This is a genomic window from Limosilactobacillus sp., from assembly GCF_040772465.1.
GTDB lineage: Bacteria > Bacillota > Bacilli > Lactobacillales > Lactobacillaceae > Limosilactobacillus.
In genome coordinates this window covers 18,795-36,684 of record NZ_JAXGYB010000009.1, presented here as the reverse complement: position 1 = coordinate 36,684, position 17,890 = coordinate 18,795, and the positions used below count along the sequence as shown (strand labels likewise).

The 17,890-nt window shown below is 46.8% G+C and carries 13 protein-coding genes and 1 tRNA gene; 5 read left to right on the top strand and 9 right to left on the bottom strand.

The features are described 5' to 3' along the window. Window position 1: 1 nt before the first annotated feature. A tRNA-Asp gene (locus AB3114_RS08265) sits at window positions 2-76 on the bottom strand. 129 nt (window positions 77-205) lie between these two features. Between AB3114_RS08265 and mprF the strand changes: the two genes are divergently transcribed. Next, window positions 206-2,773 carry a bifunctional lysylphosphatidylglycerol flippase/synthetase MprF gene (mprF, locus tag AB3114_RS08260; protein WP_367342769.1) on the top strand — a complete coding sequence of 856 codons (2,568 nt, stop codon included), beginning with the start codon at window positions 206-208 and terminating at the stop codon, window positions 2,771-2,773. A gap of 56 nt (window positions 2,774-2,829) precedes the next feature. On the opposite strand, the gene AB3114_RS08255 is transcribed toward mprF, so the two are convergent. Continuing rightward, a complete protein-coding gene (locus AB3114_RS08255; RefSeq protein WP_367342768.1) occupies window positions 2,830-3,696 on the bottom strand; it encodes a MetQ/NlpA family ABC transporter substrate-binding protein in 867 nt (288 codons plus the stop codon). A gap of 406 nt (window positions 3,697-4,102) precedes the next feature. Then, on the bottom strand, window positions 4,103-5,545 hold the full coding sequence (locus AB3114_RS08250) for a C69 family dipeptidase (RefSeq protein ID WP_367342767.1): 1,443 nt from the start codon (window positions 5,543-5,545) through the stop codon (window positions 4,103-4,105). Window positions 5,546-6,018: 473 nt separating this feature from the next. Between AB3114_RS08250 and aroF the strand changes: the two genes are divergently transcribed. From aroF to aroD, 4 genes are read left to right on the top strand one after another with little or no spacing between them, the layout of a single operon-like run. Next, entirely contained in the window at window positions 6,019-7,026 is a 1,008-nt protein-coding gene (gene aroF, locus AB3114_RS08245) for a 3-deoxy-7-phosphoheptulonate synthase (protein ID WP_367342766.1), read from the top strand. Next, window positions 7,026-8,108, top strand: coding sequence for a 3-dehydroquinate synthase (aroB, locus tag AB3114_RS08240; protein WP_367342765.1), 1,083 nt, complete (start codon window positions 7,026-7,028; stop codon window positions 8,106-8,108). Before aroF ends, aroB begins: the two co-directional genes overlap by 1 nt. 5 nt (window positions 8,109-8,113) lie before the next feature. Continuing rightward, on the top strand, window positions 8,114-9,007 hold the full coding sequence (aroE, locus tag AB3114_RS08235; protein WP_367342764.1) for a shikimate dehydrogenase: 894 nt from the start codon (window positions 8,114-8,116) through the stop codon (window positions 9,005-9,007). A gap of 1 nt (window position 9,008) precedes the next feature. Next, window positions 9,009-9,737, top strand: a complete 729-nt coding sequence (aroD, locus tag AB3114_RS08230) for a type I 3-dehydroquinate dehydratase (protein WP_367342763.1) — start codon at window positions 9,009-9,011, stop codon at window positions 9,735-9,737. A gap of 68 nt (window positions 9,738-9,805) precedes the next feature. On the opposite strand, the gene AB3114_RS08225 is transcribed toward aroD, so the two are convergent. The 6 genes from AB3114_RS08225 to AB3114_RS08200 form a co-directional block, all read right to left on the bottom strand. Further along, window positions 9,806-10,387: a DJ-1 family glyoxalase III gene (locus AB3114_RS08225; RefSeq protein ID WP_367342762.1), complete on the bottom strand. Its 582-nt coding sequence runs from the start codon at window positions 10,385-10,387 to the stop codon at window positions 9,806-9,808. Between the two features lie 13 nt (window positions 10,388-10,400). Further along, window positions 10,401-11,405, bottom strand: a complete 1,005-nt coding sequence (locus AB3114_RS08220) for an alpha/beta hydrolase (protein WP_367342761.1) — start codon at window positions 11,403-11,405, stop codon at window positions 10,401-10,403. A gap of 174 nt (window positions 11,406-11,579) precedes the next feature. After that, complete coding sequence (locus AB3114_RS08215; RefSeq protein ID WP_367342760.1) at window positions 11,580-13,070, bottom strand: MFS transporter; 1,491 nt, start codon at window positions 13,068-13,070, stop codon at window positions 11,580-11,582. Between the two features lie 35 nt (window positions 13,071-13,105). Further along, a complete protein-coding gene (locus AB3114_RS08210) occupies window positions 13,106-14,473 on the bottom strand; it encodes a threonine/serine exporter ThrE family protein (protein WP_367342759.1) in 1,368 nt (455 codons plus the stop codon). A gap of 678 nt (window positions 14,474-15,151) precedes the next feature. After that, window positions 15,152-16,645, bottom strand: coding sequence for a glutamate--tRNA ligase (gene gltX / locus AB3114_RS08205; RefSeq protein WP_367342770.1), 1,494 nt, complete (start codon window positions 16,643-16,645; stop codon window positions 15,152-15,154). A gap of 68 nt (window positions 16,646-16,713) precedes the next feature. Further along, the gene (locus tag AB3114_RS08200) at window positions 16,714-17,865 is read right to left on the bottom strand and encodes a PIN/TRAM domain-containing protein (protein ID WP_367342758.1); all 1,152 of its coding nucleotides are present in this window, start codon (window positions 17,863-17,865) and stop codon (window positions 16,714-16,716) included. Window positions 17,866-17,890: the final 25 nt, after the last annotated feature.

Below are 17,890 nucleotides of genomic sequence, written 5' to 3'. Positions count from 1 at the left end.
ACGGTCCGTACGCGACTCGAACGCGTGATCTCATCCGTGACAGGGATGCGTCCTAAACCAACTAGACCAACGGACCATTAACAACATTTAGAATTATACGGAAGATTCAGAGATTCGTCAACAGTTTTTCGACATTTTCTGGTGGTGTATCAACAACATATTATATAATGACTATTAACCATATTGAATTTAGGGGGAAATAAAGGTGAAAGCACAAAGCATTCGCCGCTGGTGGCAGCGCAACGAAAGGATCATCCAAACCATCTTTATGGTCTCGGTTGTTCTCTTCGTTATCTTTGCCCTGGGCAACTTTTTTAAAACCGTTAATTGGTCCCAAGTTGTTCACGGCCTCGCTAGCCTCTCACCGTTAAACATTGCTATTATGCTGGTACTAGGTTGCGTTGCGGTCATGCCAATGCTTGGCTATGACTTTGCCCTCGTCCACCTCCTTAAGCAGCGCGATATTTATGCCCCATCATATATTATCCGCAGCGGGTGGATTACCAACACATTAACCAATATCGCTGGTTTTGGTGGTCTTCTCGGTGCCACATTACGAGCTTATTTTTATGGCAAAAAATCGAGCAGAACCCAAATTCTGCTGGCTATTTCTAAAATTGCCATTTTCTTGCTATCCGGTTTATCCGTTTTATGCTGGCTCGCCATCGTCTTGATCTTCGCTTTTCATAGTGGTGGTACCCACCTTGCCCGCTACACCATCTGGCTGGTCGGTGGCGGTTGCTATTTCCCAATTATCTTTGCCATCACCCAGCTTCATGATTCCAAGATCTTTCGGGATCTTACCCTCAAGTTAGAATTAGGTATTGTCAGCAGTTCCACTTTAGAGTGGCTCTTCGTATCCTTATTCTTTATCCTCATCGGCTACCTGATGGGAGTTAAAACAAACTTCATCGCTGTTTTACCAATGTACATCGTGGCTGAAATCATCGGGGTCGTCTCGATGGTTCCAGGGGCTCTCGGCTCATTTGATTTCATCATGCTGATGGAATTATCACTTTTAGGTGTTCCCCGATCGACAGCCGTCATTTGGCTCTTGTTATTCCGTGTCTTCTACTATATCGTGCCGGTGTTAATCGGTGGAATTCTCGCTTTAACGGACCTTGGCAGTCGCTTTAACCAGTACTTCGACGACTTGCCGCGGCAAGGTCTTCACAAGTTGTCACATGGCTTATTGACTGCCTTCATGTACGCCTCTGGTGTATTGATGCTGCTAGCCGCCTGCCTACCTGATTTAACCAATAGCAATAAGTTTTTGATGCGGGTCTACCCCTTCACTTTTTTCTTTTTGCATCAGCTGACAACGGTGCTCTTTGCAATTGCCTTGCTAGCCTGCGCACGGGGAGTCGAAGCCCGACTCAAAAAGGCTTACTGGCCAACCCTTGCCCTGTTGCTCATTGGCATCATTAATACCTTGTGGAACCTTGGAACATGGAGTTTAACCATCTACTTGGCCATTGTCTTATTGATGGTTCTTTTTAGCCACAAAACTCTGTACCGGGAAAAATTCGTGTACAGCATGAGCAAAATGATTATCGACGGGACTATTTTCATGGGTTCGCTGATTCTGTATACAATTATCGGTATCATCAACCGTTCCCAATATTTAGCCACTCACCATGTCCCTGCTTTTTTGATTTTCCCTGGTGAAAAGATTTGGCTGTCCGGCTTAATCGGACTACTGCTGGGATTGCTTGTTATGTTTCTCATCATGCACTACTTCACGAGTACTCCTGATCCATTTTCGGGTTTTGATTCTGTTGATACCAAACGAGTCCGCAATATTATTGAGGAATTTGGTGGCAACGAAACCAGCCACTTAGCTTTTTTGAATGACAAAAAGATCTATTACTACCGCGCTGACGACCACGACCAGCTTTTCCTCATGTTCCGTCCAAAATACGACAAGTTAATTGTGATGGGTGAACCCGTCGGCAACCAACATTACATCCGTCAGGCTTGCCGCCGTTTCATGGAGGAAGCTGATCGCTTTGGCTACCAGACGGTCTTCTACGAAGTTGGTCCCGCGACGACAATGCTGCTGCATGAGTTTGGTTTTGATTTCTTCAAGACCGGTGAGGACGGGCTAGTTAAATTAGCCGACTTCACCCTGGCCGGTAAACGTCAGCGTTCGCAGCGTGCACTGATGCATAAATTTGACCGCGAAGGTTACCAGTTTAGTATCGTCCAACCACCATTTGATGGCCAACTAATCAAGGAAATGAAGAACGTTTCGGACGAGTGGTTGGGCAAAGATGTTGAAAAAGGATTTTCCCTCGGCTTTTTCTCCGTGAATTACATCAACCAAGCCCCTGTTGCCCTAGTTCGTGATAAAAATGGCATTCTTGTAGCATTTGCAACCTTTATGCCAACTGGCAGCAAGAAAATTCTGACCATCGACCTGATGCGTCATAGCAATGAGGCACCGTCTGGAATTATGGACGAAATTTTTGTCCACATGTTCCAGTATGGTCAACAACACGGCTACCAGTACTTTGACTTAGGGATGGCCCCGCTAGCCAACGTCGGCGAATCACAATTCAGCTTCTTTGAGGAAAAAGTAGCCCACTTCATTTATGAATATGGCTACAACCTTTATGGTTTCCAAGGACTACGCCACTACAAGGCTAAATACGCCAGCAGCTGGGAACCACGTTATATCGTGTACCGCCGAAAGAATTCTTTAATCACTACAATGACGGCCGTGGTCAGCGTTATTAACCAACGAGCCAGAGTCAAAGAACAAGGATTTTAATCATAAGAATGAAAGCCGACCGTCCACGCAGTTCCACGTGAGCGATCGGCTTTAGCTTAATTATTGAAATAAGACAGGGGTTTTTGAACGTTAATCTTAGTTCCCTGATACTTCTTCTTGATCCACTGCTGAATCTGCTGGTTGTGGTAAAGACTAACCAGCTTCTTGTAGTTAGCATTATTGCGACTCTTCTTTGCAGTGGCAATCACGTTAATGTTATTCTTCGTGCTCTGGTCTACTTTTTCGTGATAAATCGAGTCCCGTAAAACATTCAGGTGACCCGTCAACGCAATGGTGTTACCAATCAGTACCAGATCAGTCGACTTCAGCACCCGCGGACCAGTCGTATCATCGATTTCCCGGAATTTTAAGTGTCTTGGATTAGAGGCAATTTCATTCGTCCCACTGGTTGCACCAAAACCCTTCTTCAAAGTGATCAAGCCGGCACTACGCAGGAGTAACAGACCACGTGCCGTGTTAGCAGGATTATTGGCGATAGCAACCGTTGCCCCGTCAGGAACACGGCTGATCTTTTTATAGCGATCAGAGTAAATCCCCATGGGTTCCAGATAAGTGGTCCCAAGCGCTGCCAGTTGTCCCTTATTGTTTTCCTTATTGTACGCCTGCAAGTACGACCAAGACTGGAACGCATTAACATCGATTTGTCCATTCGCCGTGGCTTTGTTGAGGGCTACCGGATCCGTAAAACTCTTCACTTTAATTTTAAGGTGTTCCTGCTTGGCCTGCTTGCTCTTAGCAATGTGCTGCCAAATCTGGACGTCGGGTCCAATCGTCCCTAAAGTGATTGTCCGGTTACCGAGTGGTCCACCGTTAGCACCAAACGTGACACCAATTGCGACTACCAGAACAACAACAATCCCAATAATCCACCACCATGCTTGACGTTTCTTCCTCCTACGCATCTCAATCATCCTCCTTTAAAATTAAAACGTCCCTAGAAAAGGTCTTACTCCTCTTCTAGGGACGTCATTTTTATCAACGTGATACCACCCTAATTTGACAAGAATTCGCATTCTCATCCTCAGTAGGTACACCTTAGCGGTAAACCTAGACTTTTTATCGGTCGTCAACCGTGGCTTGCTCACCTTAGGCTCACAATAACAACTTACTCCAAGACCATCTTCATGACCCTTTGCTAGCCACTTCTCATCAACGTAGCTCTCTGTGATAGCTCGCAATCACTACTCATCTTTTCTAAGTATTTTCTAATATGATTGCCATAAGAATATAACTAACAACTGAGAATGTCAACACAAAAAAATTCGGAACGACATCAAATCGTCCCGAATTAGTTCAATTGCCACTGAATCATAAATTCTTATCCATCGTAAAGGTTAATTTGGACATTCCCATGCTATCCATCAGATACTTGCTGATGAGACGCTTGGTCTTCTTACCGACACGCAGGTTCATTTCCGCACTGGCGTCACTCAAGAAACGCTCGTTTTCCTCACCCTTCTTATCAGCAGCGGCAGCTGCGGTTTCGTTGACCCAGCGATACAAGTTTTCACGCATATCCTTCAGGAAAGCCCGGTCTTCGTGTAAGAACTTAGAGTAATGACTTTCAACCGTCAATGATAGCAAACGTTGCATCCAGTAAGCACTCCGCAGGTTGCCCATGTTTAACTTGGATGGTGTAATAGCATAGCTTGGGCTGATCGTCGTAGCTTCGCTGAAGAATGGAACAAATGGGGCAAAGGTCGGTACGCCAAGGCAGAGCCACATAATGTGGTTAGCGTTCTTTGGCAAATCTGGACGCACTTGCAAAATATGTGAATTTTGGGTACGACTCAAACCAATCGGCCGGAATTCCACTTTTTGTTCGGGAGTACCATTGCCCAGTGGATCATATGGGGTATTTTGATAATGGCTACCCAGGAAGTATTCGATATCACCCAAACTAATTTTATGGTTAGTTCGGCTGATAAAAGGCAGATCGTAATCCCGTGGATCATAGTCGATTGAAGGATTCATCAAACGGTGACCGTACCACTGACGTGGGGTGTTGTAGTGCTGATCAAAAGTAGTAGCAGTACCAAAAATGTGGCGGAAATCCCAGCCTTCTTTGTCGGGGTTCAAGTGGTTATCAGCCACAAATTCTTGGATACCGTCAGACCACATGAAGTTATCAGGGTCGTCAAAGTCGACCTGCTGAATAGCAACCCGGTTACCCGTAACGGCATAAGCATCATCCGGGATGCGCTGAGCAACCCAGTGATGGCCCGTGACAATTTCCATGTACCAAATATCATTCTCATCACTGAAGATGACGCCATTGCCTTCAGCTGAACCATACTTAGCAATCACTTTACCCAGTCGTTCAACAGCCCCGCGGGCACTGTCACAAAATGGCAAGGTCATCGCTACGATGACATCCTCATTAACGCCACTCTCGGTATTCAGTGGATCATAGGCCAGGACACGTTCATTGGCATAAACACTTTCGGTGGCACTCATCCCAACGCCCTTTTCGTTGAAGCCACTTTCGTCGAAAACACCTTCTTTATGTAAGTTGTTATCGATGTTTGGCACACCCTGGTAGCGATAGCCATCGCGAGGGCACTGACCAACAAATTTATTGAGATAGGAATGTACACTATGATCGCGGTTATGATAACTTGGGTAGACCTTTACTTTCTGGGGGTCTAATGGACCAAATGTATCCACGTTACGGCCTGCCATCGTCGATCCATCAATGGTGGCATCTTTTCCGGCCAGAAAGGTCGTACATTCTGCAATTCGCTTTGCCATAAGAGACAACATCCTCCCTAGTTAAAACTATTATCTAATTACTAGACCATTGTACATGGTATTCAAAATGCGTGCAACGAGCGCGCCTCGTCATGTCCAAATAAGTGAGAAAATTTTTCATTTACCTGTTGACAAGGGGCAATAAAGCTAATATAATCCAAACTAAATTGAAATCTAATTAAACTTTAATCAAACGAAAAGGAGTTTTTCATGATGAAATGGCGAGTCAATCAGCTTAATGCGTTTTATTACGGTTATTGGTTTAAATAATGCCTGTGCAACTTGCGCGGGCATCTCATCCGCACAAGTTGCGACCAATAACTGATTTTCATCATGGAAATTGAGCCGCAACGAAAACGAAGCGTTGCGGCTCCCTTTATATAATGAATTCCGTTCAAGGATTTCAGGGTTTCGCATCGCCGCGAAGCCCTTTTCTTTTTGCCAGCATTTGAGAATTGAATGGAGGAACCAATATGATTATCGTCTTACCTAAAGAAAATGCCGCTACTGCTATCAACAAATTGACTGCTATCTTCGGTGGACACCGCGACGTCTTCACTCACCGCAACCGCATCTCCATTGGTGGAATCACACCAGATCAATTACCGTCTGACATCCGTCAAATGGCAACCCAAATTATTACAGACGTTCCAAAGGCCATCCAAAGCTCACGTCTCTTGCATCCCGAAAATGAAATCATCAAGCTCCCACACACAACGATCGGTGACGGTAGTCTAGCACTGATGGCCGGTCCATGTGCCGTAGAAAGCGAAGCTCACGTGAAAAAGATGGCTGCCATTGCTAAACAAGGCGGTGCCACGGTATTGCGTGGTGGTGCCTTCAAGCCCCGTACCTCACCATACTCCTTCCAAGGACTTGGTGAAGAAGGTCTGAAGTTCTTACGCGAAGCCGCGGACGAACAAGGAATGGACGTCATCACTGAAGTTATGGACGACGAACACGTTCCAATGATCGCCAAATACACTGACGTTTTCCAAATCGGTTCCCGGAACATGCAGAACTTCTCACTGTTGAAGGCTGTCGGCAAAACCAACATCCCCGTCGCTCTTAAACGGGGAATGAGCGCTACCATCGACGACTGGCTGAACGCAGCAGAATACATTGCAGCTGAAGGCAACCACCAAATCATGCTGGTCGAACGGGGAATTCGGACTTTTGATAACACCCATACCCGCAACACTTTCGACGCTGGTGCCATCGCTGCTCTCCGCCAACTCACTCCATTCCCGATCATTGCTGACCCAAGCCACGCCACTGGCGACCGTCAACTGGTTAGCCCAGTTGGTCTCGCGGGTGTTGCTGCCGGCGCTGATGGCCTAATCGTTGAAATTCATGATCATCCCGAAAAAGCTTTGTCAGATGGCCCTCAGGCACTGACACCAACGATGTTCAAACAACTGATGAAGAAGAGCCAGGCAATGCACGATTTGATGAACGACTTTGAGGAGGTTAATGCCTAATGGAGACGATTCACGTTGCAACCAAACAAAAGGAATACGATATTTTCATCGAACACGGCTTGCTGAAGCAGCTGGGCAAGCTGATCAGTCAGGTGTGGTCCGCACGCAAAGTGCTGGTCATCACTGACAGTAACGTCGGTCCATTGTACTTATCAGCGGTCAACGATCAATTAAATGGGGCTGGTTTTCAAACAACGGACATCACCGTCCCTGCCGGTGAAAGCAGTAAATCGTGGGACGTCCTCCAACAAACTATCAAAGCCTGTGCTGATAGCCATCTGAGTCGTGTCGACGGCATCATCGCCCTTGGTGGCGGCGTCATCGGTGACCTAGCCGGACTCACCGCTTCACTCTGGCTCCGCGGGATTTCCTTTATTCAAATCCCAACGTCACTGTTGGCACAGGTCGATAGCTCCGTCGGTGGCAAAACCGCCATCGACATCGACAGTGGGAAGAACCTCGTTGGCAGCTTTTACCAACCCGATTTAGTCGTCATCGACCCAGACACCCTAAAGACCTTGTCATCCCGGGTGACTGTCGAGGGTTACGGCGAAGTCGTCAAGTGTGCTGCCATGAATGGTGGTGACTTCTGGGACTTGATCGAACAAGTACAATCAGCTGATGATATTCTGAAAAATGCCGTCGCACTAATCCACCACAGCATTAGTTTTAAGGCCAAAGTCGTCTCCCAAGATGAACGAGAAGGCAATCTTCGACGCCTCCTGAATTTTGGTCACACCATCGGCCACGGGGTGGAATTTGCCGCTCATGGTCGCCTCTTTCACGGTGAGGCCGTTGCCGTCGGTACTAGCCAAGTCTGCAAGCAGTTCGAGCGATTCGGCCTCACAGCTAAAGGCACCTCTGCTAAAGTAACCGCTGCTCTCCAGGCTGTCGGTCTTCCCTTAACTGATCCCGTCCTGGGCTCACCAGCTATGTACGCGGCAATGCGCCATGATAAGAAAGTACGGGGTAAGCAACTGACCTTCGTCTACCTCAAAAAAATCGGCGAACCTGCTTTTTATCCCGTCAATGTCGATCATCTGGAAGATTGGTTACAGCTTGATCAGCCGAGTGGGAAGTGATGATGATGTCCCCACAACTTGTTCCAAACATCGATGGTCACACCCGTCTACTCGGTATCTTCGCAACGCCGATTGGTCACTCCCTTTCCCCGGCCATGCACAACCTGGCCTGTGCTCACCTCAACCTCAACTACGCTTACCTGGCATTTGAGGTTGGGAAAAAACAGTTACCCAATGCTATCCAAGCCATGCACACCCTTCATATGAGAGGGGCTAACCTCTCGCTGCCAAATAAAGAGGCAGTCATTCCGTTACTGGACAAACTGACTCCTGCGGCTAAGCTTGCTGGCGCCGTCAATACCATCATTAACGATGATGACCAGCTGATCGGTGACACGACGGACGGGCGTGGCGTGATGGACGATCTTGCTGCCCACGGTCACCACGTTCAGGGACAAACTATCACCATCATTGGGGCTGGTGGCGCCGCTACTCCCATCGCCATTCAGGCTGCGCTCGACGGGGCCATTCATATCCATATCTTTAACCGCCTCAATGGTTCCCACTGGAACAAGGCCCAGCAACTGGCTGACTTAATCCAACAACAAACATCAGCCAATGCGGAAGCCCACGCTCTTGAAGATAAAAATGATCTGCGACAATGCCTAGCTGATTCTGCCATTTTAATCGATGCTACCAGCATGGGAATGGGAAATCTCCAAGAGATCAGCCCTGTAACTGACCCGACAATGTTGCGACCCGATCTGGTCGTCTACGATACCGTCTACCAACCACGCGAAACCAAACTCTTACGCATTTCCCGGCAAGCAGGAGTTCAACACAGCTACAACGGACTGGGGATGCTGCTCTACCAAGGTGCTGCTTGTTTCAAAGAATGGACCGGTCATGAGATGCCGGTTCCATTAGTTAGGAAAGTCGTCTTTAACGGGGGTGAATAAAATGAGTCTGCATATTGGCAACATTGAACTGGGTGACGGTCAATCCAAAATTGCCGTTCCCTTAGTGGGACACAACGTCGACCAACTGACAATTGAAATCAACCGTGCCCTTAGTCAAAGACCCGACCTGATCGAATGGCGAATCGACTACCTATCAACGACAAACCAGGAACAGATCCTCGAAGTGGGCCAAACCCTCTATCACCTCTGCCATCCGACACCCCTATTAGCTACAATTAGGACCACTGCTGAAGGTGGCCAATTTAATGGCAGTGATGGTGAATACGAACAGCTGATCAATGCACTGATCAGTCATCATTGTGCCGACCTTATTGACATCGAGTTGGCAAGGAAGATTAATATTCAGCAAAATGCTGAACAGCCAGTTCCTTTGCTATTCAGTGCACACCACTTCGATGGCACGCCACAGACAGAAGCGATGAAAGAACAATTGAAAGCGATGGCTGATCGTGGCGCTGATGTGCTCAAATTGGCAGTCATGCCACATAAAGTGGATGACGTTCTACGCTTGCTCGACTTAACGACGTGGGCTGACCAACACTTCGAACAACCAGTGGTCACCATGGCAATGGGTGACTTAGGGAAAATCAGTCGTATCAGCGGCCAAGTTTTCGGGTCAGCACTAACCTTTGCAACGGCTCAGCAATCATCGGCCCCTGGACAATTGACCGTCTCCCAAACACGTCAAGGCATTCAATTATTACAATAACCAACAAAACCGCCAGCAACGAGCACTGAAGCCCGCAGCTGACGGTTTATTTTGTATTTAGAATTTAATTATGAGAACTGAATGTTCTTCTTCAAGTAGTCGTAGAGCATTCCCTTCTTCAGGTCAGCAGTGTCAACGCCAAGTGTCTCCGCGATCTTGTAAGCAAAAGCCAGGGCGGTAGCCGGGCCACGGCTGGTGATTACGTGCTTTTCATTATCCACTACTGTAATGTCCTCGTGGAAACGACCATTCTTGGCATCTGCCTGTGTCTGATCATCCATTCCTGGATAAACAGTGTAGTCAGCATCATCCAGCACACCATAAGCAGCTAAAGCCGTTGGGGCAGCACACATAGCACAATCCCACTTGCCGGCTGCCTGGCGCTTCAGCATGATGTCCTTCATCTTGCTGCTTTCCTTAAGGCGCTTGGCACCACCCATGCCGCCAGGGAAAATAACAGCATCATAATCCAGCAAAGAATCATCAGCTACTTTGTCCATCTTCAAAGCAACTTGATGAGCACTCATAACGTCCGTTGCGTCCAGACCAACCATATCAGCCTGGATACCAAGACGCCGAAAGACATCAATCTGGGTCAATGCTTCAACTTCTTCACAACCATCAGCAAAAATTACAGCAACTTTTGTCATTGTTATTCCTCCCTTAAGCTTCATCCTGCTTAGCATGTACCAGCCGTTCTACCGTTTCCATGGCATCTTTGGATTCCGGGATCGGGTATAAGGGGTAAATGTGAAACATTCCCCTGCCAACCTGGTAGTCAACTGGCACGTGCGCCTGTTTTAATTTTTCTACAAAATCATTAGTATCAGGATACATAATTTCCCGCGTACCGACAAAAATAGTCACATCACGCAGTGCACTGACGTCACCGTTAATTGGACTCAAACGATAATCTGCCGGGTTGGTTTCACCAGCCCACAAGCGTCCCACCTGCCGTAAACCCTCAGCATCCAGGGTGACATCTTCTTTTTGATACTCCTCAATCAGCGGATTTTTGAGTTCCAAATCCAACCATGGAGAAATCAACACAAGGTGTCCGGGCTGAGGCAAGCCACGTTGGCCCAAATATTCACAAAAGCCAGTGGCCAGTCCTCCCCCGGCAGAATCACCCATCAGGGTTATGCGACTTGCTTCAGTGATACCGTAGATATCTTCATATAACTGGATCATATCGTGATAGATTTGGTCAAAGTGATTGACTGGCACCATCGGATACAGTGGGGTATAAATACAGCACCCCGTCCGCAAAGCCAAGCGGTTGAGGTAGCGCCAATGGTCCCGATCAGCACGCTGCAGATAGGCAGAACCCATCAGGTAAAAGATGACGGCTTGGTCATCATTGCGGTGGTTCAAAATGAATAACTGGCCACCCTCAATTTTCTTTTCTTCAACTGGAACGTCAAAGCTGACATTCGTGGGCATTTCATAATCCTGATCATCTTCTTCACGCACTTGTTGGATCAACAAATCACGTGCTTGCGGATCAGCCAGTGAGCTTTTAAAGCCGGATAACTGAATAGCTACTGAGGTCACGGCTGCTTGGCGCGAAGAATGATCACCGCATCGAGTGAGATCACGTAAGTCAGCGCCAATGTTAGCGGCAACTCCGGATGCTAGCTGGCGGTTGAATATCTTTCTGTTCGTCATTGCAAACTCCTTTTGCCCTTCACGTCATACATTTATACAATTAATCGTACCACGGAATCATATTTGACGGACAGGTCTTTGGGAAATCTTTAGATAGAGAAAAGAGCTGGCAGCTACCTTTCTCAGCCTTTGCTGAAAGATAATTGCCAGCTCTTAATTTATTTCCCGGGAAATTTAGCCGTTAAGAGTTTCCCGATATTGTCGTGTTTTGCGAATTGCCACGATAATAGATAGGATCAATGCCACTAGCGTCAGCCCGAGACCAACATACATAATGTTATGGTAGGCATCATATAGAATATGACGCATAATTGGCATCAAATCTTGTGGCAAGTCCTTCGCTGTCGCTGCATTAGTCAATTTATTCATCATCGTCATCGTGATGCCATGGTGACTGCGCAAATGCTCGGCCAAAGTATTGTTAAGCACGACCCCGTAAACGGCGGACATCATAGTCTGACTCAAAATTCGCAACAGGTATGCCACGGAAGTAGCAGCTGGCATGTCATTTAGTGGAACGTCAGTCTGCACACTCATCTGCAGCAAATTGAAGTTCAAGCCAACCCCAAAGCCTTGAAAAGCCCCAGCTACTAGTAATAACCAAAAAGGAGTCGACTGGCCGACAATGATAACTATCAAAAATGCAACTGCTAAACTGACGATCCCACCACAAATCAACCAGTACTTGATGTGACGATAATTAATCACGGCAACCAGTTCAGAACCTAAGAAATTGGTGATCGCACCCGGAATCTGAGTAACACCACCGATAAAGGCACTCAATCCCAGGATTCCTTGGGCCCACATCGGCACATAGGTCAGGAAAGCAATGAAAGCTCCCCACATGATCATGAAGAATACGAAGTCTACCAACAAACGATGGTTAGTGAAGAAACGGGTTGGGATAATGGCATCATCTGAATGGCTTTCCAATTTAAACATGACAATCATCATCACTACGCCAGCGATGAGTAAGATTGCTGTCTCCCAGTTTGGAATACTACCAATCATTTCGATCCCCGTCAAAATCAGCGAGAGACCGATGATCATCGACACAGCACCCGGGATATCGATCTTTTTACCAGCTGCCATCCGGTGTGATGGTTTAAATAACATACTGACGATTACTACTGATATTAACGCAATGGGAACATTAATGAAGAAAATCCAGCGCCAACCAAAGAAGTCGACAATCCACCCGCCGACCAATGGCCCAACGATAGAAGCAGTGTTGAAAAAGGCACTAGCCAAACCAATGACTTGAGCTCGTTTTTTTAAGTCGTCATATAAAAAGCCGTAAACAATCATCGGGATAATGTTAACGCCACCGGCCCCAATACCCATGATGGTTCGACCAATGATAAAGAACTGGATATTAGTGGCCAATCCTTGAGCAATTGTGCCAATTAAAAAGAGCGTAGTAGCGAGAACAAAGGCGACCTTATTGCCAACATGTTCCCCAAATTTGCTCCATAACGAAGAAGAGACAGACATCCCTAACAGGAACGTGGCCACGATCCAGCCCATATAAGATAGACCATGGAGATCGCTAGTGATTGCCGGCATTGCTGTATTAACGATCGTTGCATCAAGGCCAGCCATTATGTTGGACATTAACAGTGCACAAGTAACCAATATCAAATGCGGTTGCTTTTTTGATGACATCTAATCTCCTCCCTTAATATTATTGCAAAATCAAACTAGCCGTTATGGCGCCACTTCTCATCAGTCAAGATCCGGGCTGTGATGAGTCCTAATGGCAAAGCAAAGACAATCAGGGTAGCCTGAACCATCCAGTATGCACCAATGGAAACAGAGGTCAGGCCCATATTGTACATTGAACGGTACATGTACAAGCCTGGCACCATGATGACGATCGAAGGCACCGTCAAGGCAATTCGCGGATAACCAATTCGTGTCCGGAAAAGTGAGGCTAATAAACCAGCCACTAGAGCCCCGATGAAAGCGGCAGCTCCTCCTGGCATATGGATTAAATCAACCATTTCCAAACGCAAAGTATTGGCTACCGCCCCAATTAAGCCAGCAATTGTCGCTAACTTAACGGTTGAATTGAACATCATGGAGAAGCCGAAGACCCCACAGAAGCTCATGACAATCCGCAACAAGCAATACATCAGTGGTGTCAATCCAAGTGAAACGAAGTTACGTGGATTCAGATGAAGACACATGGCTACGAACCAGCCAGCCATCGTCGCTACAACGATCACCAACAAAGAATATGCCAGGCGTTCCAATCCAGATTTCATGTCAAGCTTGGACATGTCCAGGCCGCTAGTGATAAATGGGAATCCCGGAATGATAAAAAGCATTGAACCGATGTAACCAGCTTCATGCATGGCGTTAACCTGCAGTGTTAGCCTTAATAAAGCTAGGCTGGCTGAATAGGCAACTCCGGCCACTGCGATGGCTACAGCGATACATGCTAATAAAGTAATGTGGTGATCAATCAGCTTACGACGCACGAAGTTACCACAAAAAGCACCGATGAAGCAGCAGAACATTTCAACAGGACCGCCACCCAGCAGAAAAATAAAGGCTGCACAGGCCAACCCCGCTGCCAAACCAACCTTAAATGGGGAATACAATCCACGCGTGTGGGCAATATGACTGAGCCGTTTGTGAATATCACCTACCGTCATCTTTTCGCCACGCCGATCAAATTCCCGCATAAAGTTTTCCAATTCAGTCAAGCGCGTCGTATTGACACTGGTGTCAGGCAACGACAGTGATTGGGTATAACTGTGGTTATCATCCATACAGGTATATTCAATGGAAGTCAAACCAATATCAGCTGAACAAGTCATCCCCAGCTTCCGGGCCGCAACGTTCATAGAGTCGCGAACACGCCAAGCACCAGTACCACACGCCAACAACATAAGACCGATCCGACCAACGATTAACGCACGTTCACTTAAGCTCGCCCGCACGGCCGGCGTGACATTGTCTGACGTCATAAAGTCATGCCACGGGATGCGCATGTGGTGGGCTTGAGAAAGTTCTTTGATCTGTTCATCAATTGAAGGATCAATATCGATGTCTTTCTTCATCATTCCACACTCCAGCAAATAAAATAGTCAATCGAAAACTATTATACGAACTTTATTGCACTTTGTGTACATAAAAATCGGAAATTTTGATAGTCCAACGTTATAAGCGACCAACTGGTCATGCAAATCCCTATCTCGAGCTTGTTTTTGCTATTTTTAGGGAGAATATCAAAAACCTTTCTTTTTTGGTCATATTTTCTTCACATTCTCCGGTTATCATAGTAAGCGTAATGAAGGAAGTCTTCATTACAGCTCAAACCGATTATTTTTCAATTACTCCTCCCAATAGTAACCGAAAAATACTAGTTGCGAGATCTCCCCCAAGGTTATTCGTAACAATACCGCAGCAGCTAACCCCCAAGGCTGCTGCTTTTTTTGTTTGGAAGGAAGTGCGACCAACTCAAAGAGAGAGCCCGGTGATCTAACCTAGAACGGGAGCTGGCACAGAATGGGGCGGCTTCCGTTCGTAGTTAGATACTTAGGGCTCTGAGTTGGGAGCACGTTATCAAAGTAACCATTACCTTCTCGGAGCTCCGTGGGGTTTCGCGATTAGGAAGTGCGACCAACTCATACAGAGAGCCTGGTGATCTAACCTAGAACGAAAAAGCATCCATTGACACAAAATAAGCGGACAGCAAGGAATCATCATCCTTCACTGTCCGCTTATTTAGTTTATTATTACTTATTCTTCAGCATATCAATGGCTGCATCCAAGTGTTTGAGTGTGGTCTCTTGGCCGAACAGTTCAACACTTTCTGGCAATTCAGGACCAACCGTTTCATGGGTAACGGCAACCCGAATTGGCATCCACAACTTACGACCACGAATGCCGGTGTCCTTTTGAATGGACTTGATGGTCCGCAGCACATTAGTTGCATCCATGTAATCCAAGGCTGCAATCCGCTTACGGAACTCAGACAGAACCGTAATGGCACTCGGATCAGCCAGTTCTTTCTGACCAGCTTCATCGATGTCCTTAGGTCCCTTAACGAATGGCTTGACGTAGTCGATGATTTGGTGAGCGTAACTGATTTCACGTTTGAAGAGCTCTACACAGCGACGCATCCATTCCATCTTTTCTGCATCAGCGTGCTTGTCAATCAGACCAGCTTCGAGCAGCTGTGGCATGGCGATGTCAAATACCCGGTCGGCATCGACGTTCTTCATGTATTGGTTGTTGATCCAAGCCAGTTTCTTGCGGTCAAAGGCAGCAGGTGACTTGCTCAGACGCTTTTCATCGTACATCTTGACGAATTGCTTCAGGGAGTAAATTTCGTCTTCACCCTTTGGTGACCAACCCAGCAGAATGATGAAGTTGTTCATGGCTTCTGGCAGGTAGCCAAGGTCACGGTATTGTTCGATGAATTGCAGAACTGATTCGTCACGCTTGGAAAGCTTCTTACCAGTTTCGTTGTTGATGATCAGTGCCATGTGACCGAACTTCGGTGGTTGCCAGCCCAGGGCTTCGTAAATCATCAGTTGTTTTGGCGTGTTAGAAACGTGGTCATCACCACGGAAAACGTGACTGATCTTCATCAGATGGTCATCAATAACAACGGCAAAGTTGTAAGTTGGCATCCCGTCACGCTTTTGAATGACAAAGTCGCCACCGACAGTCTTGGATTCGAATGACAGGTGACCCTTAACCATGTCGTCCCATTCGTAGGTCTTGCCTACCGGAACACGGAAACGAACAACGGGCTTCAGGCCCTTTGCTTCTGCTTCTGCCTGAGACTTCTTAATTTCGTCTTCTGACATGCCAGCATATTCGTAAACGTAGTGTGGCATCTGGTGGGTAGCACGTTGTTCTTCACGCTTAGCCTGCAGTTCCTCTTCAGTTTCGTAGGACTTGTATGCCAGACCCTTTTCCAACAGTTCGTCGATGTACTTCTGGTAGATGTCTTTCCGTTCAGATTGACGGTACGGGCCGTAGTCTCCGCCAATATCAGGACCTTCGTCCCAGTCAAGACCCATCCACTTCAAGTTATCCAGTTGACTGCGTTCACCGTCAGCGATATTCCGCTTGGTGTCGGTGTCTTCGATCCGAATAATAAACTTACCCTTGTAGTGGCGAGCAAACAGGTAGTTAAACAATGCCGTCCGGGCATTACCGATATGCAAGTGGCCCGTCGGACTAGGTGCATAACGGACACGAATGTTATTTGCCAATATTTTCAGCCTCTTTCATAAAAATTCAATTAATTTCTATTATATTCTACCACTAAGCCAGTGCAAACCACTTAGTCAGTTTTTTTCTTTGACTTAGGCTGGTCAGAGCTATTATGAGCGCGATCATTGATGCCCTTAGTTGAATGAACAGGACGAGCAAAAATCATCCGGCCGGCATCCGTCTGGAGTGCGCTGGTCACTTCAACCATTAATTGTTGGTTCATGTAGAAGCGTCCGTCTTCGACAACGACCATCGTGCCGTCATCCAGATAGGCAACCCCTTGCTGGCGCTCGGTACCTTTTTTGACGACTTGGACTTCTAGCTGTTCCCCAGGAATGACCCGTGGACGCAGTGACTTAGCCAAGTTATTGATGTTAAGTACCTTAACATTCTGGAACTGAATCACCTTATTGAGGTTCCAGTCGTTAGTCACGATCACCCCGTCTACCTTTTTAGCTAGGGCAATCAGCTTACTATCAACTTCCTTGATATCGTCAAAGTCTTCATCAGACATTTCGATAGGAACAATCTTTTCCTTACGCAGCTTATTTAAGATATCCAAGCCACGCCGACCACGAACTCGCTTGATGCTCTCACCTGAGTCAGCAATGTATTGCAATTCGTAGAGGACAAAGTTTGGCACCAAGAGGGTCCCTTCCAGGAATCCCGTCTTGACCAAGTCGTAAATTCGGCCATCAATCAGAATATTGGTGTCCAAAATCTTGTAGTGGTGATAGTTCTTATCTTTTTGCTTAGTGACATCCCCTATTTGGGCTTGGCCTTCGACGCCAGCACGCCGCTGGAAAAAGTTGCGCCAATCATCAAGCCGGGTCGTCCCCAAACGAAAACCAAAATATGAAAAGATCAACATCAATAGGATTGGCAAAATATTGTCAATCACCGGAATGTTAGTTCGCCAAAGCGGGACTGAAATCAACACCGCCATGACCAAACCAACAATAGTTAAAAGTGAGCCGAAAAATAAGTAAATAGGGCTCTGCTTTGCTAAATACTTTTCAACCCGTTTGGTGCCAGCAATAATCCAATCCGTCATGGCTAATGACAATAGCCAGAAAATAAGTGCTCCAATGAAAAGATCAATAAAAATGAGCAATGAATGCTGCATGTGGACGTTCATGGCAATCCAAATGACGGGCAAGTAATAAAAGCCGATCGCGGCCCCGACGACCGCGAAGACAAAACGAATAAATCCTTTTCGCACGTATGTGCCTCCTTTCTTGTATCAT